The sequence below is a fragment of the Sphaerisporangium siamense genome, from assembly GCF_014205275.1.
In the GTDB taxonomy this organism is placed as follows: domain Bacteria; phylum Actinomycetota; class Actinomycetes; order Streptosporangiales; family Streptosporangiaceae; genus Sphaerisporangium; species Sphaerisporangium siamense.
Window position 1 is genome coordinate 6,010,372 of sequence record NZ_JACHND010000001.1, and the last position, 21,491, is coordinate 6,031,862.

At 72.8% G+C, this 21,491-nt stretch carries 20 protein-coding genes; 9 read left to right on the forward strand and 11 right to left on the reverse strand.

Annotation, left to right across the window (positions count from 1 at the left end):
* Positions 1-312: 312 nt before the first annotated feature.
* The 7 genes from BJ982_RS27670 (at position 313) to BJ982_RS27700 (ending at position 9,697) form a co-directional block, all read left to right on the forward strand.
* Entirely contained in the window at positions 313-543 is a 231-nt protein-coding gene (locus BJ982_RS27670; protein WP_184884819.1) for a DUF3311 domain-containing protein, read from the forward strand.
* The gene (mctP, locus tag BJ982_RS27675; protein ID WP_184884822.1) at positions 540-2,147 is read left to right on the forward strand and encodes a monocarboxylate uptake permease MctP; all 1,608 of its coding nucleotides are present in this window, start codon (positions 540-542) and stop codon (positions 2,145-2,147) included. The genes BJ982_RS27670 and mctP overlap by 4 nt, the downstream gene beginning before the upstream one ends.
* 199 nt (positions 2,148-2,346) lie before the next feature.
* Entirely contained in the window at positions 2,347-4,230 is a 1,884-nt protein-coding gene (locus BJ982_RS38650; RefSeq protein WP_203958835.1) for a serine/threonine-protein kinase, read from the forward strand.
* Between the two features lie 423 nt (positions 4,231-4,653).
* On the forward strand, positions 4,654-5,514 hold the full coding sequence (locus BJ982_RS27685) for a hypothetical protein (protein ID WP_184884824.1): 861 nt from the start codon (positions 4,654-4,656) through the stop codon (positions 5,512-5,514).
* A 342-nt stretch (positions 5,515-5,856) separates the two neighbouring features.
* Positions 5,857-6,909 carry a hypothetical protein gene (locus BJ982_RS27690; protein ID WP_239122668.1) on the forward strand — a complete coding sequence of 351 codons (1,053 nt, stop codon included), beginning with the start codon at positions 5,857-5,859 and terminating at the stop codon, positions 6,907-6,909.
* Complete coding sequence (locus tag BJ982_RS27695) at positions 6,906-8,375, forward strand: hypothetical protein (RefSeq protein WP_184884828.1); 1,470 nt, start codon at positions 6,906-6,908, stop codon at positions 8,373-8,375. The genes BJ982_RS27690 and BJ982_RS27695 overlap by 4 nt, the downstream gene beginning before the upstream one ends.
* A complete protein-coding gene (locus BJ982_RS27700; protein ID WP_239122669.1) occupies positions 8,372-9,697 on the forward strand; it encodes a DEAD/DEAH box helicase family protein in 1,326 nt (441 codons plus the stop codon). Before BJ982_RS27695 ends, BJ982_RS27700 begins: the two co-directional genes overlap by 4 nt.
* A gap of 28 nt (positions 9,698-9,725) precedes the next feature.
* Here the strand turns inward: BJ982_RS27700 and BJ982_RS27705 are convergent, their stop codons facing one another.
* From BJ982_RS27705 to BJ982_RS27720, 4 genes are all read right to left on the reverse strand, one after another.
* Positions 9,726-10,043, reverse strand: coding sequence for a hypothetical protein (locus BJ982_RS27705; RefSeq protein ID WP_184884830.1), 318 nt, complete (start codon positions 10,041-10,043; stop codon positions 9,726-9,728).
* Positions 10,044-10,192: 149 nt separating this feature from the next.
* A complete protein-coding gene (locus BJ982_RS27710) occupies positions 10,193-11,125 on the reverse strand; it encodes a Ppx/GppA family phosphatase (RefSeq protein ID WP_184884832.1) in 933 nt (310 codons plus the stop codon).
* A gap of 97 nt (positions 11,126-11,222) precedes the next feature.
* Positions 11,223-11,636 carry a DUF3592 domain-containing protein gene (locus BJ982_RS27715; RefSeq protein WP_184884834.1) on the reverse strand — a complete coding sequence of 138 codons (414 nt, stop codon included), beginning with the start codon at positions 11,634-11,636 and terminating at the stop codon, positions 11,223-11,225.
* Positions 11,637-11,784: 148 nt separating this feature from the next.
* On the reverse strand, positions 11,785-13,455 hold the full coding sequence (locus BJ982_RS27720; protein ID WP_184884836.1) for an MDR family MFS transporter: 1,671 nt from the start codon (positions 13,453-13,455) through the stop codon (positions 11,785-11,787).
* Between the two features lie 134 nt (positions 13,456-13,589).
* Here BJ982_RS27720 and BJ982_RS27725 point away from each other — a divergent pair, with 134 nt between their 5' ends.
* Complete coding sequence (locus tag BJ982_RS27725; protein WP_184884838.1) at positions 13,590-14,153, forward strand: TetR/AcrR family transcriptional regulator; 564 nt, start codon at positions 13,590-13,592, stop codon at positions 14,151-14,153.
* Between the two features lie 13 nt (positions 14,154-14,166).
* Here the strand turns inward: BJ982_RS27725 and BJ982_RS27730 are convergent, their stop codons facing one another.
* The 7 genes from BJ982_RS27730 to BJ982_RS27760 all read right to left on the reverse strand — a co-directional run bounded on the left by BJ982_RS27730 (position 14,167) and on the right by BJ982_RS27760 (position 20,469).
* On the reverse strand, positions 14,167-14,805 hold the full coding sequence (locus tag BJ982_RS27730) for a TetR/AcrR family transcriptional regulator (RefSeq protein WP_184884840.1): 639 nt from the start codon (positions 14,803-14,805) through the stop codon (positions 14,167-14,169).
* Positions 14,806-14,957: 152 nt separating this feature from the next.
* Positions 14,958-15,716, reverse strand: coding sequence for a sugar isomerase domain-containing protein (locus tag BJ982_RS27735; protein WP_184884842.1), 759 nt, complete (start codon positions 15,714-15,716; stop codon positions 14,958-14,960).
* 32 nt (positions 15,717-15,748) lie between these two features.
* Positions 15,749-16,492, reverse strand: a complete 744-nt coding sequence (locus BJ982_RS27740; protein ID WP_184884844.1) for a GntR family transcriptional regulator — start codon at positions 16,490-16,492, stop codon at positions 15,749-15,751.
* Positions 16,489-17,319: an ROK family protein gene (locus BJ982_RS27745; RefSeq protein WP_184884846.1), complete on the reverse strand. Its 831-nt coding sequence runs from the start codon at positions 17,317-17,319 to the stop codon at positions 16,489-16,491. Before BJ982_RS27745 ends, BJ982_RS27740 begins: the two co-directional genes overlap by 4 nt.
* On the reverse strand, positions 17,316-18,194 hold the full coding sequence (locus BJ982_RS27750) for a carbohydrate ABC transporter permease (RefSeq protein WP_184884848.1): 879 nt from the start codon (positions 18,192-18,194) through the stop codon (positions 17,316-17,318). The genes BJ982_RS27745 and BJ982_RS27750 overlap by 4 nt, the downstream gene beginning before the upstream one ends.
* Entirely contained in the window at positions 18,191-19,108 is a 918-nt protein-coding gene (locus BJ982_RS27755) for a carbohydrate ABC transporter permease (RefSeq protein ID WP_184884850.1), read from the reverse strand. Before BJ982_RS27755 ends, BJ982_RS27750 begins: the two co-directional genes overlap by 4 nt.
* Before the next feature lie 11 nt (positions 19,109-19,119).
* Entirely contained in the window at positions 19,120-20,469 is a 1,350-nt protein-coding gene (locus BJ982_RS27760) for an ABC transporter substrate-binding protein (protein WP_203958836.1), read from the reverse strand.
* Between the two features lie 266 nt (positions 20,470-20,735).
* On the opposite strand from BJ982_RS27760, the gene BJ982_RS27765 reads away from it, so the two are divergent.
* The gene (locus tag BJ982_RS27765; RefSeq protein ID WP_239122670.1) at positions 20,736-21,479 is read left to right on the forward strand and encodes an MOSC domain-containing protein; all 744 of its coding nucleotides are present in this window, start codon (positions 20,736-20,738) and stop codon (positions 21,477-21,479) included.
* Positions 21,480-21,491 lie beyond the last annotated feature (12 nt).

Below are 21,491 nucleotides of genomic sequence, written 5' to 3' on the forward strand. Positions count from 1 at the left end.
ACGACGTCCCGGACCCCATCACAGGGGCTATCCCAGCGTCAGGACCGCTTGTCAATACCCGGACGGCCCATGGTCGCCGACCGGGCCCGGGTCGTCGCCGAGCGTGCGCTCCGGACCACGATGCGCATTCCTCCACACCCCTGACCTGCGACGACGTCCAGGGGACGCGGGTGGGCGCCCGTTCGTCGCGCCGACAGGCCCGCTCACCGATCGCGGCGGCCCCGGGCGCGCACGCGAAACTACGCTTCGGCTCGACCGGATCACCGGTCCCGCCAGGACCGGTGCCGCCTCTCTCTCGCGGAGGAGAGTGAGTTGACCACGCCACCCGGCGGCCGGCCCCCGGCCAAGGGCGACCGCAGCCCGTGGAACTGGCTGCTGCTCGCGCCCATCGTGATCCCCTTGATCACCCCGCTCTACAACGCGGACGAGCCCCGCCTGCTGGGCTTCCCGCTGTTCTACTGGCTGCAGCTCGCGTTCATCGCGCTGGGCGTCGCGGCCACCGCGGTCGTCTACCGCATGGGCGGGCGGAAGGGCCGCCGATGAACGAGAACCTCACCGAGATCATCGTCTTCGCCGTCCTGTTCCTGCTGGTCAGCGGCATGGGCTTCGTCGCGGCCCGCTGGCGTCGCCCCGGCGACCTGGCGAGCCTGGACGAATGGGGCCTCGGCGGGCGCAGGTTCGGCACGTGGATCACCTGGTTCCTCGTCGGCGGCGACCTCTACACCGCCTACACCTTCGTGGCGGTCCCGGCCCTGATGTTCGGCGCGGGGGCGACGGGCTTCTTCGCCCTGCCCTACACGATCGTCACGTACCCGCTGATCTTCCTGGTCGTGATCCGCCTCTGGTCGGTGTCGCACGTACACGGGCTGGTCACGCCCGCCGACTTCGTCCGGGTCCGGTTCGGCTCGCCGACGCTGGCCCTGGCGGTCGCGATCACCGGGCTGGTCGCGACGATGCCGTACATCGCGTTGCAGCTCGTGGGGATCGAGGCGGTGCTGAAGTCGATGGGCATCGGCGGCGAGCTGCCGCTGATCATCGCGTTCGCGATCCTCGCCGCCTACACCTACCAGTCGGGGCTGCGCGCGCCCGCGCTGATCGCCTTCGTCAAGGACACGCTGATCTACGTGGTGATCCTCGTGGCGATCATCTACATCCCGGCCCGGCTCGGCGGGTGGGGGTCGATCTTCGACGCCGCCCGCGCCAAGTTCGAGGCCACCCCCGCGCCCGGTGACGGGTACCTGCTCAACGCCGGCAATCAGCTCCAGTACGTCACACTGGCGCTGGGCTCGGCGATGGCGCTGTTCCTGTACCCGCACAGCGTGACCGGCGTGCTGGCCGCGCGCGACCGGGGCGTGATCAAGCGGAACATGTCGGCCCTGCCCGCCTACAGCCTGCTCCTCGGCCTGATCGCGCTGCTCGGCTACATGGCGATCGCGGCCGGGGTGAAGCCGGTCTCCTCCGGCGGCAAGGCCGACCCGAACACGGTGGTGCCGCAACTGTTCGACGCGATGTTCCCCGACTGGTTCACCGGCGTCGCCTACGCGGCCATCGGCATCGGCGCCCTGGTGCCCGCGGCCATCATGTCGATCGCGGCGGCCAACCTCTTCACCCGCAACATCTACAAGGAGTACATCAGGCGGGACGCCACCGACGCGCAGGAGGCGGCGGTCAGCAAGATCGCCTCGCTGGTGGTGAAGGTCGGCGCGGTGCTGGTGATCCTGCTGATCGACCCGCAGTTCTCCATCGACCTCCAGCTCATCGGCGGCGTGATCATCCTGCAGACGCTGCCCGCCGTCGCGCTCGGCCTGTACACGCGGTGGTTCCACCGCGCCGGGCTGATCGCGGGATGGGCGGCGGGCCTGACGACGGGCATGGTGCTGCTCTACAACATCGCCAACCCGGCCACCGACCACGCGCACTTCGGCGGCTCGGCCTTCCCGCTGGCGAAGCTGGGCCTGGACACCAAGGTCACCGTCTACGCCGGGTTCCTGGCCCTGATCGTCAACCTGGTGGTGGCCGTGGCGGGCACGCTCGTCGCCCGCGCCGCCGGGTCCCCCGAGGGCGAGGACGCCACCCGCCCCGCCGACTACTTCGCCGACGAAGGCGACCCGCGCGTCCACCCCGTCGAACTCACCGGCTCCCACTGATTCCTCTCTCCCGCCCCCGGCACGCCCGGCCTCCCACAAGGAGATCGCCGGGCGTGCCGCTTTCCCGGGGTGAACGCCCCTTCTCCCCCTCCGCGTCCCACCTCCGTCGTCGCGAACAACTGGGGAAATGGGGTCTATGCACTGATAGGGGGAGATCGTTCCGGTAGGGTGCGCTCGCGGGCCGGGAGAGAGGTGGCGGGTGAGCGAGCCTGGGGCGCCGGAGGTGCCGGGATACGAGGTGCTGGGCATTCTCGGGCAGGGCGGGTTCGGCGTGGTGTACCGGGCCCGGCAGCTCGCCGTGCGCCGCGAGGTCGCCCTGAAGATCGACAACCGCGTCCTCGCCTCCGAGCGGGACCGGCGGCGCTTCATCCGCGAGGTCAGCTCGGCGGGGGCGCTGTCGGGCCATCCGCACGTCGCCGACGTGTACGACGCGGGCGTGCTCGGCGACGGACGGCCGTACATGGTGCTGGAGCTGTGCCCCGGCGGGTCGCTCGCCGACCGGCTGCGCGCGCGCGGGCCGCTGAGCCCGGCCGAGGTACGCGACATCGGGGTGCGCATCGCCGACGCGCTCGCCGCCGCCCACGCCGCCGGGGTGCTCCACCGGGACGTGAAGCCGGCCAACATCCTGGTGAACGGGTACGGCATGGTGGCGCTCTCCGACTTCGGGCTCGCGGCGACCGGGCACGCCGACGGCGACATGTCGGTGACCCGCGAGTCGCTGACCCCGGCGTTCGGGCCGCCGGAGGCGTTCGAACTGGCCGAGCCGAGCCCGGCCGGGGACGTCTACTCGCTGTCGGCCACGCTGTACGCCCTGCTGAACGGGCGTCCCCCGCGCTTCCCCGAGAGCGGCGTGGTCAACGTGGCGATGATCATGGCGATGCACCGCAGGCCGATCCCGGAGATCCCCGGGGTCCCGCCGGAGCTGACCGCCGTGCTGCGCGCGGGCATGGCCTCCGACGTCCGCGAGCGGGTCCCGTCGGCCGCCGCGCTGCGCGACGCGCTGGCGGCCGTCCCCGCCGAGGTCCTCTCCGACCACCCGGGCCCGGGGCCCCACTCCGGCCCGCCGGGTCCCTCGGCCTACCCGGGAACAGGCGCGGGGCCGCACGCGGCGTCCGGCCCGGCACCCCACCCGGCGTCGCACGCGGCGTTCCCCTCCGGCCCGCAGGCGGCCCAGCCAGGGTCGTACGCGGGCCAGCCAGGGTCGTACGCGGGCCAATCAGGACCGTACGCCGCCCAGTCAGGGCCGTACGCGGCACCCCGTCCCGCGCCGCACTCCGGACCCCGCTCGGGGGCACGGCCCTCGCAGTCGGCGCAGGGGGCGTACGACGGTCCGCGGCGGCCGGGGCAGTCCGACGGTTCCAGGCCCGTACGCCCCGAGCACGGGCGGGGGCTCCGGGACGCGCCGACCGGGCCCGGGGCGCGCTCGGCGACCACCGTGCGGCCGCCCGCGCCGCGGCAGAACGCGAACGCGGGCGTGTACGTCGCGGTCGCCGGGGTGTTCGCCCTGCTGCTCGTGATCGGCACCGCCCTGGTGATCCACGAGCGCGGGACGCCCGGGACCGTCACCTCGACGGCTGAGGCCGGCGCGCCGTCCGCGACGCCGGCGGCCACGGGCGGGAACGGCGGCACCGGCGGCACGGAGAGCCCTCCCCCCGGGACCGTGCGGACGGTCACGGCCGGGTGCCCCGCGGCGGCGGTGGCCGGGGCCGAGGCCGCGTGCGGCCAGGAGGCGGAGTGCTGGGGCGGAATCGTCTCGATCTCGGGCTCGGTCACGGTCAAGCGGCGCGGCTGCGAGGAGGTCCACTCGTGGGAGACCTTCGCCGTGGCCCCGCTGCCGATGGACGCGATCACCTACGACATGCAGGACCTGGAAGCGCATCCCGTGGTCAAGAAGCTGTGCTCGATGCAGGTGCTGATCAAGTCCCGGTACGGCGCCGCCAAGGAGATCCCCCCGGCCAAGTGGATGGTCTCGGTACTGCCGCCGAGCCCCGAGGCGTTCGAGAAGGGCGTCCGCGTCTACCGCTGCGTCGGCGGAGTAATGGGCCGCGACCGCCCCGGAACCTACTTCCGCCCTTTGACCTGACTCCCGGACCCGGCGGACGGCCATAGGCGCCCAGAAACGAGCCCTGCCACCCGAAACGCGCACCACGACAACCCACGGAAACCAACGCCCCTGCACGACACCCCGTTGATGCCGAACCACAGGTATGCCGAAATCAGAGGCGCACCGAACCAGAGACCCATCGCACCAGAGAAGCGCCGGAATACCTTCTTTCCTAACCCCGGTCGTCCCTAAGCGTGCTCGTCTCGCAGTGCGGTCGTCTCTGACCTGACCGCCGAGGCGGAAGTGCGGTCGTGTCGAAGCGCGGTCGCGATGGAATGCGGTTGTCGCCTGTGCCTGGCGAAGTGGCGGCGCACCTGGGATCGACATGGCGTGGGACGACACGGGTGCGGGTGAATGCTGGAATTGTCTGGAACTTGTGGGAACTATTGATACTCTCCGTGCGTGAGTGAAAGGCTGGACGCGCTGGAGGAGCGGATCACCGTCCTGCGCGCGGAGGTCCGGCGGGCCGTGCGTGCGCGTGACGCCGCGCTGGCCAGGTCCCTGCGCGCGGAGCTGCGCGGGGCCGAGCGCGCCTGGGACCAGGCGCTCGCGGCCGACGGCGCGGCCCATGACGACCTCGGCGCCGATTCCGGCTCTCCCGGGGGCAGCCCCAGCGGCGGTTTCGGACCCGGTGCCGGCGAGGTGGACGCGCCGCTGGTGCCGGTGCGCGAGCAGGTCCACCAGGCCCTGGCGCTGCTGGGCGTCCCTGCCTCGGCGAAGATGATCGTGGCCGTGCACGGGGCGCTACGGGCGGGCTCACTGCGGGGCACGCAGCTCGCCAGCCTGCGCAGGGACGAGGAGCGCTCCTTCCGATCCTCCCCGTTCTCCCGGCCCTACTACCTGTGCGCGGCGCTCACCGACCGATTGTCGGCCTCGCGCGGGCTGCTCACGGTGAGCACCTGGCCGCTGGAACGGCGGGCGATCGGCCCGCTGAGCCCGCGCGTCGACTTCCTGACCACCGCCATCCGTGTCGCCGAGCACGTCGGCCGGCTGGAGGAGGCGGGCGAGCCACCGCTCCCCGCGGCGGGACGGCTGCTGGCGCGGCTCGCGCACAACGTCCCCGGCGTGCCGCCCGCAGGGCCGGGTACCTTCCCGGACCCGGCGCTCGTGGTCAAGGCGGCCCGCGCCGAGCTGGGGTTTCACGCCGAGGCCGACGCCGCGGCCCGCGCCGAGATCGCCGCCCGCGCCCGCGCCCGCCTGGCAGACGCCGAACGCCTCTTCGGCGGCACAACACTGAGGCCAATCCGCGAGCAAGCCTCATGACAACCTCCTCACGCCACGAACCCACCGAACGCGAACCGGAACGTCGCGGCCCAGCACCGCGCGAACCCGCGGAACACAGACCGGTTCCGTACAAACTTGCGCGACACGAACCGGCACAGCGCGGAGCAGCATGGCCTGGACTCACAGCAGGACAGGGACCGGCACGGCACGAACCCTCACGGCGCGGACCGGTACGGCCTGGAGCGGTGTGGCGGAAAGCTGGGCGGGGTGGAGTGGCGGGGTGTGGGTTTGTAGGGCAGAGAGAGGTGTGAGGTGGATCGGATCGATCGGTTGCGGGGGGCTGTGCCGGCGCGGGCGCATGATGCGCGGGGGATCGCGGCGTTGGCCGCGAATCCTGGGTGTGCGCGGCGGGCGGTGCTGGACGCGGCCGGGGTGGACAAGGACGCCACCGCCACGCATCTGGGGTTTCCCGCGCCGTTCGGCCAGTCGCCCTTCGCGATCACGCGGGGGAACGTCTTCGAGTCGCTGGTCAAGGACGCCGGGTGCGCGGAGCTGCTGCGGATGCTGCGCGAGCTGCTCGGCCTGCCGATCCCCCTGGCGTCCTACACCGATCTGGGCGACGTCGGCGGCAACCCGTCGGCGCACCTGCGGCACGCCCACACCCGGGCGCTGATCGACAGGGCGGCCCGCGACGACGACGGCGCGGGCACGCTGTACGACCACCCGCTGCTGCGGCTGGAGATCGCCGGACGGCACTCCTACCTGGAGCCGGACGTGGTGGCCTTCCGGCTGGCCGGCCGGTTCCACATCGTGGAGATCAAGTCGTTCGCCGTCGTGGACGGCCAGGCCGAGCCGGACAAGGTGGCCGCGGCGGCGCGCCAGGCCGCGGTGTACGTGCTGGCGCTGCGCACGATGCTGGAGGAGCTCGGCCACGACCCGGCCCGGGTCTCGCACGACGTCGTGCTGGTGTGCCCGGAGAACTTCGCCAACCGCCCGGTCGCGACGCTGCTGGACGTGCGCAGGGAGCTGGCCGTGCTCACCCGGCAGCTCTCGCGCATGACCAAGGTGGGCGCGCTCGTCGACTCCCTGCCGGACGATCTCACCTTCGACCTCGCGCCCGACGCCGACGGCGCGCCGACCCGCCCGGTGGCCGAGCTGCGCGCCGCGGTGGGCGCGGTGGACGCCCGGTACGCCCCCGAGTGCCTGTCGACGTGCGACCTGTGCTTCTTCTGCAGGGACGAGGCCACCGCCGCGGGCTCGACCGAGCAGCTCGGACGGCAGGTCCGCGACGCGCTCGGCGGGGTGGCGACCGTGGAGGAGGCGCTGGGCCTGGCCGACGGCTCGCTGCCGCCCGGCGAGGGCCAGGAGGAGATCGCCCGGCTGCTGCGCCTGGCCGCGCTCATGTCCGCCGAGATCTACGCGGAGGCGGGATGAGCACGCTCGCCGCGCTGGCCCGCCTGCGGGCCGTCCGCACCGGCACCGCGCAGCGGCTGGCCACCGTGCGGCACTGCCACCTGTCGGAGCGGCCGATGGTGTTCATCCCGCTGCGGCTCGCGGGCGAGGCCGCCGCGCCGCTGGCGGCGATGGCGGGCACCGATCCGGACCACCCGCGGCTGCTCGTGGTGCCGCAGCCCCGTGACCGCGACCTGCGGTTCGCCTTCGCCGCCGAGCTGGCCGAGATCGTGCTGCCGTACGTGGAGAGCCTGCAGAAGGACACCGAGACGGTGGAGCGGCGGGGCGCCGAGCCGTACGAGCGGTGCGCCGACGCGCCCCAGATCCTGGTGCCGAACCGCGGCGGGGTGGCGTTCACGCAGCTTCTCGGCCGCTCGACGCGGTTCCGCCGCGCGGAGGGGCCGCACGCCGTCCACCCCTCGGTGCCGATCCTCGGGCGGTGGCTGACGTTCTTCGCCCAGCGGGCGCGCCACCCGGGGTCGGCGCTGCTGCTGGCGGCCACCGAGGCGCTGTCGCTGCACTGGGCGACGGGGCAGAGCGCCCTGGAGGACGCCAACCTGGCGTCGCTGGCGGCGTGGATCGACCCGCCGCCCGGCATGAGCGGGGCGCGCGCCGCGCGCGAGGCGGAGGATCCTCTGGTGTGGCCGCCCGCCGGGCCCGCGACCGATCCGGGTTTCGACGCCGAGGTGCTGGCGCCGGCGATCCGCGCCTACGAGGAGGCGCCGGGCCCGCGGACGTCCGGGCGGGTGGCCGAGGCGGTGCGCACACAGCTCGAACCGACGTGGCGGCTGATGTGGCGGGCGGTGGAGCTGCTGCGCGCGCTGCCGGAGAGCAGGGGCGCGGTGACGCGCTGGGAGGGCGACCGGGGGGCGTTCACGGCGTTCGCCGAGCAGCTCGCCGAGGACGGCCCGCCGCAGCCGAGGCACGACGGCGCGGTGGCCGCGGCGTCCCGGCTCGCCCGCATGGAGCGCGCCCAGGCGTCCTACGACGCCCAGCGGGCCTACGACGATCCGCTGGTGATGGCGTCCTACCGCCTGACCGGCGAGGCGTTCACGGGGACGGTGACCGAGTCCGACCCGGCGCACGCCGAGGGCGAGGGCAGGGGGCGCAAGCTGCGGCCGCTGATCACGGTGTGGACGCAGGACCCGGTGCGGCTGGCGGCGGGCGCGAAGCTCGGCACGCCGGACCGGCGCGGCCAGCAGGCCGAGGTGGTCGCGGCCGGGGACGGGCTGGTCACGTTGAAGATCGTCAAAGGCATGGGGCGCGGGAAGACCGCGACCCCGGGCGCGGTTCCGGAGGTGGGCGAGAAGGTGTGCTACGCCGCGCTGAGCGAGGAGTTCCAGCCGCCCGCGAGCCTGCCCGCCCCCGAGGACACCCCGTGGACGCACGGCGGCCCGCCGCCGGAGTACGCGCCGAGCGCCGAGGACGACCAGGAGGAGTGGTCGTGAGCCGGCGTCTCGTGGCGGCCGGGCCCGTCACCCCGGGCGCGGAGGCGGCGGCGGTCGTGGACGCCGTGCTGGACGACCTGCCGCGGCACCGCGGCGTGGTGGTCGACTCGCCGCCGGGCGCGGGCAAGTCCACGCTGGTGGTGCGCGCGGCGGGGCACATCGCCGCGACCGGCGAGCCTCTGATGATCATCGCGCAGACCAACGAGCAGGTGGACGACCTGATCGTCCGGCTGGCCGAGGAGCACCCGCGGCTGGCGCTCGGGCGGCTGTCGGCGTCCGACTACGTCGTGCCCGCCCGGGTGATGGGCAAGGCCGCCGTGGGCACCAAGCTGCCCGACCTCGGCGACCCGGATGTGGTGGTCGCCACCGCCGACAAGTGGGCCTGGGCGGGCGACCGCGTCTGGCCGTGGGCGATCGTGGACGAGGCGTACCAGATGCGCTCGGACAAGCTGCTGCGGGTGGCGGGCATGTTCGAGCGGGCCCTGTTCGTGGGCGATCCCGGCCAGCTCGACCCGTTCTCGGTGGTGGACGGCGACCGCTGGGCGGGCCTGTCGTGGGATCCGCTGCAGAGCGCGGTGGCGGTGCTGCTGCGTCACAACCCCGGGCTGCCGGTGCACCGGCTGCCGGTGTCCTGGCGGCTGCCCGCCTCGGCCGCGCCGGTCGTCTCGCGGGCGTTCTACCCGTTCACGGGGTTCCGCGCCGGCACCGGGCCGGGCGAGCGCCGCCTGACGTTCACCGCGGGCGGCATGCGCACGGCCTACGACCGCGCGCTGGAGGAGGCCGCCGCGAGCGGCTGGGCCCTGTACGAGCTGCCGAGCCGTCACACGCTGCGGACCGACGCCGAGGCCGTCCAGGCGGTCGCCGTGCTGGCCACGCGGCTGGTGCAGCGGGCGCCGGTGGCGGCGTCGGAGCGGGGCGAGCGGCCGGTGACGGCCGAGCGGATCGCGATCGGGGCGGCGCACCGCGACCAGGTGGCGGCGATCCTGGCGGCCGGTCCCCCGCCGGGGGTGACCGTGGACACGGCCAACCGGTTGCAGGGCCGCGAGTACGACGTGACGATCGTGCTGCATCCCCTGTCGGGGCGCAGGGACGCGACGGCCTTCCATCTGGAGTCGGGACGGCTGTGCGTGCTCACCTCACGTCACAGGCACGCGTGCGTGGTCGTCGCCCGCGCCGGGATCCCCGAGCTGCTCGACGCCCATCCTTCCGCCGAGCCGGTCCGGTTGAACGTCCCGGTGAAGTTCCCCGACGGGTGGGAGGCCAACCAGGCCGTGCTGGCCCACCTGGCCGATCACCGCGTCGAGGCCGCGCCGCTCCGCTGAGCGGCCCGGCGCGGGCGCACGACCGGCATCACGGGACTCCGGGGTGGCCTTCCCTTCGCATGACGACGGCCCGGCCCCGCGCCATCAGCCCGTGCCCGTTTCCGCGTTCCCGTGGTTCCCTTGCGGGACGGGGACGGGGACGCGGCGCGGGCACGACCGGAGCGGGGGTGGGCGCCGTGGAAGGCTCCCCGCGCCGGGCCGCCGCGCCGAGGTCGGGCTCGGGGCTGGTGGTCGAGGCCATCAGGGCCAGAAGGATCAGCGCCACCACGGCGATCAGTATGAGGGCGAGTCCCGCGAGAATCAGGACGACCAGCACCGTCCAGGCCGTACCGATGATCTCCATCATCGCCCGATCCTCCCTGTTGTGTTGTGATTCGTGGAGACGTGCCCCGGGCGGGCACGCTCACACTTCTCCCCACCCAGGTGAAACTACTGATTCCCCGGGGACGACACGCGGGCGGGGTGCGCGGCGTTACCCAAGCGACGCCGGACGGCTCACGAGCCGGGCATGGCGTCCAGGCGGCGCAGGATCACTCCCTCGCGCAGCGCCCACGGGCAGATCTCCAGCTGGGTGAGCTCGAACAGGTCCATGGTGGCGTCGGCGACGACCGCGCCGGCGAGCAGTTGCGGGGCGCGCCCGGCCGAGACGCCGGGGAGCCCGGCGCGCTGGGCGTCGGTCATGCCGGCCAGCTTCTCGGTCCAGGCGGACAGGCTCTTGTGGGACAGCGTGCGCCGGACGTAGGCGCCCTCGCCGGAGGGCGCGGCGCCGGCGATGCGGGCGAGCTGCTTGAAGGTTTTGGAGGTGGCCACCGCGTGGTCGGCCCTGCCGTACTTGACGACGTCACCGACGATGCTGCCGATCTGCGCGCGGACCTGCCTGCGCATGTCGCGCACCTCGCCGGAGGGCGGGGGGTCGCCGGTGAACCAGCGCCGGGTCATGCGGCCCGCGCCGAGGGGCAGGGAGACCGCGACGTCGGGCGCCTCCTCGGCGCCGGAGGCGATCTCCAGGGAGCCGCCGCCGATGTCGAGCACCAGCAGCCTGCCGGAGGACCAGCCGAACCAGCGCCGCACGGCCAGGAAGGTCAGCGTGGCCTCCTCCTGTCCGGACAGCACCTGCAGGTCCACGCCGGTGGCCTCGCGCAGGCGGCGCAGGACCTCCTCGCCGTTGGACGCCTCGCGCACGGCCGAGGTGGCGAAGGCGATGATCTCCTCGACGCCCTTGTCCTCGGCGATGCGCAGGGACTCGCGGATGAAGCCGCGCAGCTCGCGCTCGCCGTCGGCGGACAGCGTGTCGCCGTTGTGCAGATGCTCGGCCAGCCGCATCTCGGCCTTGTGGGAGTAGGCCGGCAGCGGCTGCGCGCCCCGGTGGGCATCCACCACCAAGAGATGCACCGTGTTGGAACCGATGTCGAGGACGCCTAGTCGCATGAGCCGACGCTACTACCTGGGAGGAATCATGAACGAGATCACCCGGATGGTCAGGAGGCGGTAAGGATCGGAGAGAAGCCGGGCCGGGCGGTGGGGGTCAGGGGCCGAAGGCGGCCACGGCCGCCGAGACCACCAGGAAGACGACGCCGATGACCGCGAACACGACGCCGATGACGTTGCCGCCCGCCCAGAAGCCCTCCAGGCGGACCCGGGTCGGCCGTTCGGGGTCGTACAGCACCGTCACCCGGCCGCCGACCGGTGCCGCGGGCGGGTTGCTGCCGATGCGGGTCTCGGCCTCGACGTACCGGCCGTGCAGGGTGGTGAACCCGACGGTCGGGTAGTAGACGGTCCCGTCGCCGCCGTCGCTCGCGCGCAGCCGTACGACGTGGCCGGGCACGCGGTGGGCGATGCGGCGGAAGTCGCGGGCGGACATGAGCAGGGCGGTTCCGACGCCGCCGAAGATGAGGGCGACCAGGCCGAAGCCGAGCACCATGAGGGCTGTGGGGGACACCGTGGCTCCTTGTCGGGCGCGGAGACGACGCGGGCGTCGCCACGCGGTTTTCTCGCGGGGGCGCGCCCGACGTTAGGAGCACGGGCTTGCATGCTGCTTGCCGGGTGCCTGCGGCCGGCCGTCTCCGGCCGGCGGAGCCGCAGGGGTGTCAGTCGAAGGCGGCGACGGGCGCGGCGTCCTTGACCGCGCCGTCCTTCGGCGTCTCGGCGCCGTCTGCGGCGTCCCGCGCCTTGCCGTCCCCGTCCCCGTCGCCGCCGGAGCTGGCGGCAGGGGTTCCGGGGCCGGAGCGCAGGGGGATCTCCTTGATGAAGGCGGCCAGCAGGGGCACCAGCACCGCGAAGAAGATGGCCCACAGGAACACGCTGGAGATCGAGTCGGCGAGCGAGGTCAGGAAGCCCTCGCGTACCGGGGCGGGCAGCGCGGCCAGCGCGGTCGGGTCGAGGCGTCCGCCGCCTCCCCCCTCGGCCATGGCCGCCGCCTGCGGGCCGAGCCTGTCGGTCAGGTTGGCGCTGAGGTGGTGGTTGAAGACGGCGCCGAAGACCGACACGCCGAACGAGCCGCCGATGGAGCGGAAGAACGTGGAGGCGCTGCTGGCCACGCCGAGGTCCTTCTGCTCGACGCTGTTCTGCGCGATGAGCATCGTGGTCTGCATCAGGCCGCCCATGCCGAGGCCGAGCACGGCGATGAACACGCCGGTCTGCCAGGTGGTGGTGTTCACGTCCTGCAGGGAGAGCAGCCACATGGCGATCGCCATGAAGACGCCGCCGGCGATGGGCCAGATCTTGTACTTGCCGGTCTTGGTGATGGCCTGGCCGACGAACAGCGAGACCACCATCATGGCGGCCATCATCGGCAGGAGCAGCAGGCCGGAGTTGGTCGCCGAGGCGCCCTGGACGGTCTGCTGGAACAGCGGCAGGAAGTTGATCGCCCCGAACATCGCGAAGCCGAGCAGGAAGCCGATCAGGGAGACCAGCGTGAAGTTGCGGTCGCGGAAGACGTGCAGCGGCATGATCGGCTCGGCGACCCGGCGCTGCACCGGGATGAAGATCGCCAGCGTCACCACGGCGACGGCCGCGAGGCCGAGGATCTGCCAGGACGTCCAGTCGTACTCGGTGCCGCCCCAGGTGGTGATGAGGACCAGGGCCGTGATGCCCACGGCGAGCAGGCCGGCGCCCCACCAGTCGATGCGGTGCTCGGTGCGGTACTTCGGCAGGTGCAGGCGCAGCAGCAGCCAGACGAACGCGACGGCGCCGATGGGCAGGTTCACGTAGAAGGCCCAGCGCCAGTCGAGGTTGTCGGTGATGAAGCCGCCGACGAGGGGGCCCGCGACCATGGCCAGCGACATGATCGCGGCCATGATGCCCTGGTAGCGGCCGCGCTCGCGGGGCGGGACCAGGTCGCCGATGATGGCCATGGCGTTGACCATGAGGCCGCCCGCGCCGAGACCCTGGATCGCGCGGAAGCCGATGAGCTCGCCCATGCCGCCGTCGGTGCCGCCGAGCAGCTCCGACCCGGCCATGCCGCACAGCGCCGAGCCGATCATGAAGATGGCGATGGACGCCAGGAAGATGGTCTTGCGTCCGTACAGGTCGCCGATCTTGCCCCAGATCGGCGTCGAGACGGTGGTGCCGAGGACGTACGCCGTGACGACCCAGGAGAGGTGCGCCAGTCCCCCGAGCTCGCCGACGATGCGCGGCATCGCGGTGCCGACGATCATGTTGTCGAGCATGGCGAGCATGATGGCGAGCATCAGCCCTGGCAGGACGACCATGACCTCCCGCCGGCGGCCGGGAACCATCTCGGCCTCGGTCTCCGTCATTACTTTGAGCCCCCTTGGTAGTTGCTTTGTAATCGCATGCTTACTTGCCGACCGGCTAGTGACTATACTGCCAAGGTAGCACTTACTTGCCGGCCGTCAAGTTAATAAATGCGGACAGGAGCGATTCGAGAGTTATGAGGGAACATTCCGATACCCGGGCTCGTATCCAGGAGATCGCCCTCAGGCTCTTCACCGAGCAGGGGTACGAGGGCACCTCGCTGCGCGAGATCGCCGAGCAACTGGGCGTGACCAAGGCGGCGCTGTACTACCACTTCCGCACGAAGGACGACATCGTCGCCAGCCTCAGCGAGGACCGGCACGCCGAGATGGAGAACCTGATCAAGTGGGCCCAGGGCCGGCCGCGCGGCCCCGAGACCCGGCGCGAGTTCGTCCTGCGGTACGCCGACTCGCTCTACGACTCCAACCACCACGCGTTCATGCGGTTCATGGAGCGCAACCAGACGGCGCTGCGCGACAATCCCAAGGTCGCCCGCATGCGCGACCTGATGAAGGGCGTGATGGACATCCTGTGCGACGAGGGCGACTCGACGGCCGAGCGGCTCAGGAGGTCCATGGCGATCTTCACGCTGCACGCCGCCTGGTTCGTCCTCAAGGACGAGGAGGTCTCCGACGAGGAGCGCAAGGACGCGGCCGTCAAGGTGGCCCTCGACTACGTCGAACTGCCTCCCGCCGCCTGACCCGCCCGGTCCCTCAGGTCAGGGCGCCGTGGAGGAACACCTCCACGATCTCGGCGGGGTCGGCGGCGTGGCCGGCGGCCAGCCGGGGGCGGCTGAACAGCATGCCCAGGAAGATCGCGGCCAGGCGTTCGGGGGGCAGGCGCAGCGACGCGCGCTCCGGCTCGAACAGCTCGGCGACCGCCTCCACGGTCCGCGCCATCGACTCCTCACGGCCCGGCGCCGTCCCGGCCTCCGCGCCGCCGTCGCGCGCCTCCGCCCGCGGGTCGTGGCGCGGGTGGGCGCGGCCGCGCCGCAGGCCCGTGGCGTGCAGCGCGCCGAGCACCGCGCCCATGCGCGCGAAGTGGGCGCGCAGCGCCTCGGCGGCCTCGGTGAGCCGCGCGGCCAGGGGCTGGTCCAGCGGCACGGCGGCGATCTCCCCCAGCACGTGACCGGGGTCGAGGGCGGCCAGCACGCAGGCGTCCAGTAACTCCTCTTTGTCGGCGAAGACGCGGAAGATCGTCGCCTCGCCGATCGCGGCGGCCCTCGCCACCTGGGCGGTCGTCACGGCGGCGCCGTGCTCGGCCACCAGCGGCAGCGCCGCCTTCACGATCATGTCGCGGCGCTGCCCGGGGTTCATTCCCGGCGCCCTGCGCCGGCTCTGTGTGTCCGTCATGCCGCAACGGTACGGAGTGAGTACTCACTCCGTCCATTGATTATCTCCGGGCCCGCGCCGAGAACCCCGGGGGCCGGCCGCGAGGGGGCGGCGGTTCGTCCTCACGCCGCCCCCTGCCGCGTGAGCCCCCGCCCCCTGGACGGCGTCCGGGGTCAGGACAGGCCGCGCGCCTCGGCCGCGTGCAGGCGGCGGCGGTGCTCGGCGAACACCTCGTCGTTGGACTGCACCGTGGCGCCGGGCACCGTCGGCGAGACGAACGTCGGGATCTCGACGCCGCGCCGGGCGAGCACGGCGGCGGTGCGGGTCACGATCTCGTGGCTGACGACGCAGGCCACGACCGTGGAGGCGCCGCCGACCGGGCGGTCCCAGCCCTCGACGTCGACGATGGCGTCCTGCACCGGCACCCCGGTGTCCACGGTGACGTCGCAGATCTCGGCGATGCGGCGGCCGCTGGAGTGCTCGGCCGGGCGCTCCAGGTTGGCGACCGAGGTCACCGCGACCGTGAACAGCCCGTGCTTGGCGCCGTACATCGCGGCCTCGACGGGAGCGGCGTTGCGCCCGCCGTGGGAGTAGACGATGAGCACGTCACCGGAGCTCAGCGGCTCGTGGTCGAGGTACTGCTGGACATAGCCCTCGGTGCGCTCCAGCCAGAGCAGCTCGCGGACGCCCCCGGGGCCGAGGACGTTGTGCCACATCAGCCGGGGGTCGGTGAGCGGGTGCAGGCCCGCGAAGCTGCCGTACCGGGGGAAGGCGTCCATGGTCGGGATGACCGAGTGGCCGCTGCCGTACAGGTGGATCAGCCCGCCGTTCTGGACGGCGTCGGCGCACTTCTCGGCCACGGCGTTCAGGTTCTCGCCCTGGGTGGTGTCCAGCCGGTCGAGGATATCGAGGAGTGTGCGCGTGTACGTCACGGATGGTTCCTTTCAGTGGGTTCAGCAGGTGGTCAGTGGGGGTCGCGCAGCGCCAGCCGCACGCGGTAGCGGTCACCGCGCATGACGCTGCGCACGTATTCGAAGGGGCCCGCCGCGTCGAAGGTCAGACGTTCGACGTAGAAGGCGTGGGCGCCGGGGGCGACGCCGAGGGTGGGGGCGTCCTCGCCGAGCACCCCTCCGACGGTGAAGGTCTCGATCGCCTCGCGGGGGATGACGCCGAAGTTCTCGCGGAGGGTCTCGTAGAGGGACCGGTCGGTGAAGTCGACGTCGGCGAGGCCGGGGAAGCGGCCGATGGGGAGCAGGGCGGTCTGCACGCCGACCGGCCGGGAGCCGTCGGTCCTGAGCCTGCGCAGCCGCAGGAGGGGGTCGCGCGGTTCCACGCCCATCTCGGGGGGCAGGTCGGACTCGGCGGCGGTGACGACCACCTGTTCCAGGACGCGGGCCCCGGAGGTGTGGCCGAGGCCCCGCAGTTCGGCGCTGAAGGAGGTGACCCCGCGCGCCCCTGCGGTCAGGCTGGTGTCGCGGACGAAGGTGCCGCGGCCCTGCTCGCGCACGAGCGCGCCGCGGTCGACCAGCCGGGCCAGCGCCTGGCGGACGGTGACGCGGCTGACGCCGTAGACCTTGCCGAGCTCCCCTTCGGTGGGGAGCTTCTCCCCGGCCCGCCACTCCCCCGCGTCGATGCGGCGGCGCAGGCTGCGCTCGACCTGCATGTAGAGGGGGACGCCCGAGCTGGGGTCGAGCGGGGGCACGATCACCACTCCTCCCCGCGGCGCGCGGCCAGCAGGGCGCCGACCACTCCGGCGCGCGACCCGAGGGCCGCGGCGCGCACCGGGACGCGCCGCCCGTCCGGGGAGGCCCAGCGGGCGACGTGCGCGTCCAGCAGCGGCCCGAGGACGTCCATGGCGTCGGCCATGCCTCCGCCGACGAGCACGACGTCGGGGTCGAGCCCGCTGGCCAGCGCGGCGATCCCGCGCCCGAGGTGGCCCGCGTAGTCGTCCAGCATGGCGAGCGCGTCCCCGTCGCCGGACCTGGCGGCGGCGACGAGCGCGGGCCCTCCGGGCAGCGTCGAGCCGGCCGCGACGCGTTCGAACGGGCCCTGGTGCGGGTCCGGGGGCACGGGCGTGGGGAGCCAGCCCCACGAGCCGGCGCTGCCGTGCGCGCCGCGCCAGATGCGGCCGTTGACGAGCAGGGCCCCGCCGACGCCGGTGCCGACGGCGATCAGGACGGCCGAGCGCAGTCCCTTGGCGGCGCCCTCGGCGGCCTCGGCCAGCAGCGTGAGGTGGCCGTCCAGCGCCAGCGTGACCGGCGCGCCGGCCCGCGCGGCGAGGTCGCCGGCGAGCGGGCGGCCGGCCAGCCAGGGCAGGGCGGGCACGAACGCCGGGACGCCCGCGGCGGAGGTGCCGGGCAGGCCGACGGTGACGGCGCGCGGCCCCGCCGGGAGCAGGGCGGCGAGCTGGTCGAGGAACTCCTCGTACCCGGAGGCGACCGGCGCCGCGACCGGCTCGCCGCGGACGCCCGCGGTCTCGGTGAGGACCCGGACGGAGGTGCCGCCGACGTCGACGCCGGCGTAGAGGTGGCTCATCCCTTCACCCCCGTGCGCGAGACGCTCTGCACGAAGGCGCGCTGCGCCAGCAGGAACACCAGGATCGTCGGCACGCTGGCGATCAGGGCGCCCGCCATGACGACGTTCTGGTAGCGGACGCTGGTGCTGTAGGACAGCAGCTGGCTGAGCGCCAGCACCACCGGATACTTCCCGTCGTCCTGAAGGATCGACAGCGGCCACAGGAAGTTGTTCCAGTAGAAGACGAACGCGAACAGCGCCAGGCTGACCAGCGCCGGGCGCAGCAGCGGCGTGATCACCTTCCACAGGATGCGCATCTCGCCCGCGCCGTCGACGCGGGCGGCCTCGATGAGCTCGTCGGGGACGTCGGCGATGAACTGGCGCATCAGGAAGATGCCGAAGGCGTTGGCCAGCCAGGGAAGCATGACGCCGGCGTAGGAGTCGGCCAGGCCCATCGTCGAGACCAGCCAGTACAGGGGCACGAGCGTGACGATGGGGGGCAGGAACATGGTTGCCACGACAGCCCAGAAGATCACATCTCTGCCGCGGAAGCGGTACTTCGCGAAAACGTAGCCCGCCATCACGCTGGTGACCAGCACCGACAGCGTGGACACCCCGGCGATGAGCGCGCTGTTGAGGAAGGCGCGGCCGAACGGCACCACCGAGAAGACCTCGGAGAACGCGCCGAAGGTGATGTCGCCGGGGAACCAGGTGGGCGGCGTGGTGGCCAGCTCCTCGGGTCCCTTGAGGCTGGAGATGAGCATCCAGTACAGCGGGAACAGCGGCGGCAGCATGACCAGGGCGATGAGCAGCGAGACGGCGGCGCGCTTGAGCAGCCGTCCGGGGCGGGCCCGGCGCGCGGGCGCGACCGGCCCACCGGCGGCGTGCGCGGTCATGAGCGCCTCCTCATCGCCGCGAGGACCAGCCCCGCGACGGCCAGCAGCACGATGAGCAGGCTGAACGCCATCGCGCTCGCCTGTCCGGCCATGCCGTACTGGAACGCCTCGCGCTGGATGGAGAACGACACCACCGAGGTGCTCTCGGCCGGGCCGCCCTGGGTGAGGATGTAGACCGGGTCGAAGACCTGGATCGCGTTGATGATCGTGATGAGCGTCATGAAGAGCGTGGTGCGGCGCAGCAGCGGCAGCGTGACGCTGATCGTCTGGCGCCAGAAGCCCGCGCCGTCGATGCGCGCCGCCTCGTACAGGTCCGGCGGGATCTGCGTGAGCCCGGCGATGACGAGGATCGTGTAGTAGCCGATCATCTGCCAGACGTGGAAGATGACGAGCGAGACCAGGGCGGTGGACGGCTCGCTGAGCCAGGACGGCGCGCTCAGGCCGACGGCCTGGAACATCTGGGCGAAGGGCCCGTAGTCCGGGGCGTACAGGGCGCCCCACACGATGGCGGTGGCCACCGTCGGCACGACGTAGGTGGAGAACAGCACCGCGCGGGCCACGCCCTTGGCGGCGGACTTCGGGAAGTAGAGCAGCATTCCGAGGGCGACGGACAGCGGCAGCGTGATCACCACGACGAGCAGCACGTACATCAGGGTGTTGCGCAGGGCGACGAAGAAGTCCTTGTCCGACAGCAGTTCCTGGTAGTTGGCCAGGCCCCGCCACGCCATGTCGCCGAGCGGGGTGAACATCGACCATTCGTGGAGGCTGATCCAGAAGGTGAGGCCGATGGGCACCACCACGAACAGGACGATGACCGCCATGGCCGGGGAGAGGAACACCACCGCCGCGCCGCCCCTGCGCCGGGCGGCCCGCCGCCGGGCGGACGGAGCCCGCCCGGCGGTCGTGGTCGTCATGGACGGAGAGGTCATGCCCCGGCCTTGGACAGGATGCCGGCGACCTCCCGCTGCGCGGCGTCCATGGCGTCCTTGGCCGTCTCCTTGCCGAAGACGACGTTCTCGATGTGCTTCTGGACGGCCTGGCTCATCTCCTCGCCGCCGAGGACGGCGGGGAAGGGTTTGGCCTGCGGGAGCTGGTCGACGTAGGCGGTGAGGAACGGGTCCGACAGGTCGGCCTTGTGGGCGGACAGGTCGCTGGTGCGGCTGGGCAGGATGCCCATGGAGACGAGGATGTCGCCCATGGCCGAGGAGCCGTTCTTGCCACTGTCCGGGCCGTTGAGGAAGGTCAGGAACTTCCACGCGGCGTCCTGCTTGGCCTTGTCGGCCTTGCCGTTGACCATGGTCAGCCAGGAGTACGACACCGGCGCGGACGCCGTGCCGTCCGGGCCGACCGGCACCGGCGCGACGCCGACGTCGGAGTAGCGGTCGCCCATGGCCTCCTTGAGCGCGCTCTGCCACCAGTTGGCCATGATGATCATGCCGGTCTTGCCGTTGACGAAGTTGTCGAGGTAGGGCCCGGTGGTGTTGGCGTTGGCGTTGCTCATGGACGGCTGGGTGACGCCGTCCTTGACCAGCTTGGCGTACAGCTCGGTGGCGGCCTGGACCTTGGGGTCGTCCAGTTTCGGCGTGGAGCCGTCGACCAGGGCGCCGCCGTTGGAGTTCACCAGCGACAGCCACGGGTGGACCACGCCGGCGGCCCAGCTCGTGATGACGCCGAAGCCCTGCCGGGTGACCTTGCCGCCCTCGCGCTTGGTGAGCTTGGCGGCGGCGGAGGCGAGCTCGTCCCAGGTCTTGGGCGGCGCGGCGATCCCGGCCTCGGCGAACAGCTTCTTGTTGTAGTTCAGCGCGTACAGGTCGACCTCGTTGGGGTAGCCGCGCGGCTGCCCCTGCTTGGTGACGCCCTCGACGAGATTGGCGGGCCAGGCGCCGGTCAGGTCCTTGGCCGCGTCGGCGGGGGCAGGGGCGGCGAGCCCGTCGCGCACCAGCTCGGGCAGCCACAGGTCGTAGATGCCGGCCATGGTGGGGCCGTTCGGGCTGGCGCCCTGCGTGCGCAGCGTGGTGAGCAGGTTGGCGAAGGGCACGGCCCGGACGGTGACGGTGATGCCGGGGTTCTTCTTCTGGAACGCGGTGGCGGCGGCCTTCAGCGCCGTGACCTGCTCGGGGCCCCAGTGGGTGAGGAACGAGATGTTCTGCGACCCGCCTCCCCCGCCGGAACCGCCATCGTCCGTGCCGCCGCCGCACCCGGCGGCCGCGAGAGCCAGCGCGGCTCCCAGCGCGACGACCCCGGCCCGGCGGCCCCTGCTCGTGGTGATCCTCAAGACTCCTCCTCCCCGCCCGGCGCCCCCTTCGCGAGCGTCGTTACGTTGATAGGTTGTTATAACGAATTTGGCGTCCCTTGGGAACCCCTTTGACCGGGACTTTCCATAAAGTCCGCTTCGACGGACCGGCGGGGCGGCGAAAGGATCAGCGTGCGGCGGACGGCGAACGCGCTTCAGGGCGAGGTGCCGCACGGGCGCCGAGAGATCGGCGCCCCGCGGGCCCGGGTGCGGCGTCGCCTAGGATCGGAGGTATGTACCGGGGGATCGTGAGAGGCCTTTACCGCTGGCCGGTGAAGTCCATGCGCGGCGAGCGGGTGGAGTCGGCGCGCCTGGACGAGCGCGGCATGGCCGGCGACCGGGCCTACGCCCTGTTCGACGCACGGCCCGAGCGCGAGGGGAACCGGCTCACCGTCCGCCAGATGCCCGCCATGCTGACCTGGGAGGCCGCCTACCCCGCGACCTGCGACGCCTCCCCCGAACCCGCGGGCCCGCCGGTCCTGTACGCGGGCACGGCGGCGTGGGCGTGGGACGATCCCGATCTTCCCGCCGCCCTGGCGGAGTCGTACGGCATCCCCCTGGTCCTGCGCGCGCTGGAGGGGCAGCAGGACCGCGGGCCGACGGTGCACGTCACCTTCGAGGCCTCACGCCGTGCCCTTGAGGCGGAGATGGGGGCCGAGGTGGCGATCGAGCGGTTCCGCCCGAACGTCCACCTCGACCTGGACGCGCCCGCCTACGCCGAGGCGTCCTTCGGCCCGGGCACGACGATCACGGCCGGGGAGGTCACGCTCGCCGTCACGGGCGAGAACGCCGGGCCGTGCGTCCGCTGCGCGGTGCCGAGCTGGGACCCCGCCGGGCGCGAACGCTGGCCGGAGCTGCAGCGCCACCTGATCTCCGCGCGCGGCAACACGTTCGGCCTGATCATGCGGGCGGTGACGCCGGGCGTCACACGCGTGGGCGACGCCGTCACGCTGCTGGAGCACACCCGTCAGGCCGAGGCGTCCCACGCCTAGACCGGCCTCCCT

Excerpts from the sequence above, each read along its gene's own strand:
- BJ982_RS27695 (WP_184884828.1), top strand. The coding sequence starts at position 6,906 with ATGAGCACGCTCGCCGCGCTGGCCCGCCTGCGGGCCGTCCGCACCGGC.
- BJ982_RS27730 (WP_184884840.1), bottom strand. The coding sequence starts at position 14,805 with ATGACGGACACACAGAGCCGGCGCAGGGCGCCGGGAATGAACCCCGGG.
- BJ982_RS27755 (WP_184884850.1), bottom strand. The coding sequence starts at position 19,108 with ATGACGACCACGACCGCCGGGCGGGCTCCGTCCGCCCGGCGGCGGGCC.
- BJ982_RS27750 (WP_184884848.1), bottom strand. The coding sequence starts at position 18,194 with ATGACCGCGCACGCCGCCGGTGGGCCGGTCGCGCCCGCGCGCCGGGCC.
- BJ982_RS27710 (WP_184884832.1), bottom strand. The coding sequence starts at position 11,125 with ATGCGACTAGGCGTCCTCGACATCGGTTCCAACACGGTGCATCTCTTG.
- BJ982_RS27720 (WP_184884836.1), bottom strand. The coding sequence starts at position 13,455 with ATGACGGAGACCGAGGCCGAGATGGTTCCCGGCCGCCGGCGGGAGGTC.
- BJ982_RS27745 (WP_184884846.1), bottom strand. The coding sequence starts at position 17,319 with ATGAGCCACCTCTACGCCGGCGTCGACGTCGGCGGCACCTCCGTCCGG.
- mctP (WP_184884822.1), top strand. The coding sequence starts at position 540 with ATGAACGAGAACCTCACCGAGATCATCGTCTTCGCCGTCCTGTTCCTG.
- BJ982_RS27705 (WP_184884830.1), bottom strand. The coding sequence starts at position 10,043 with ATGATGGAGATCATCGGTACGGCCTGGACGGTGCTGGTCGTCCTGATT.
- BJ982_RS27725 (WP_184884838.1), top strand. The coding sequence starts at position 13,590 with ATGAGGGAACATTCCGATACCCGGGCTCGTATCCAGGAGATCGCCCTC.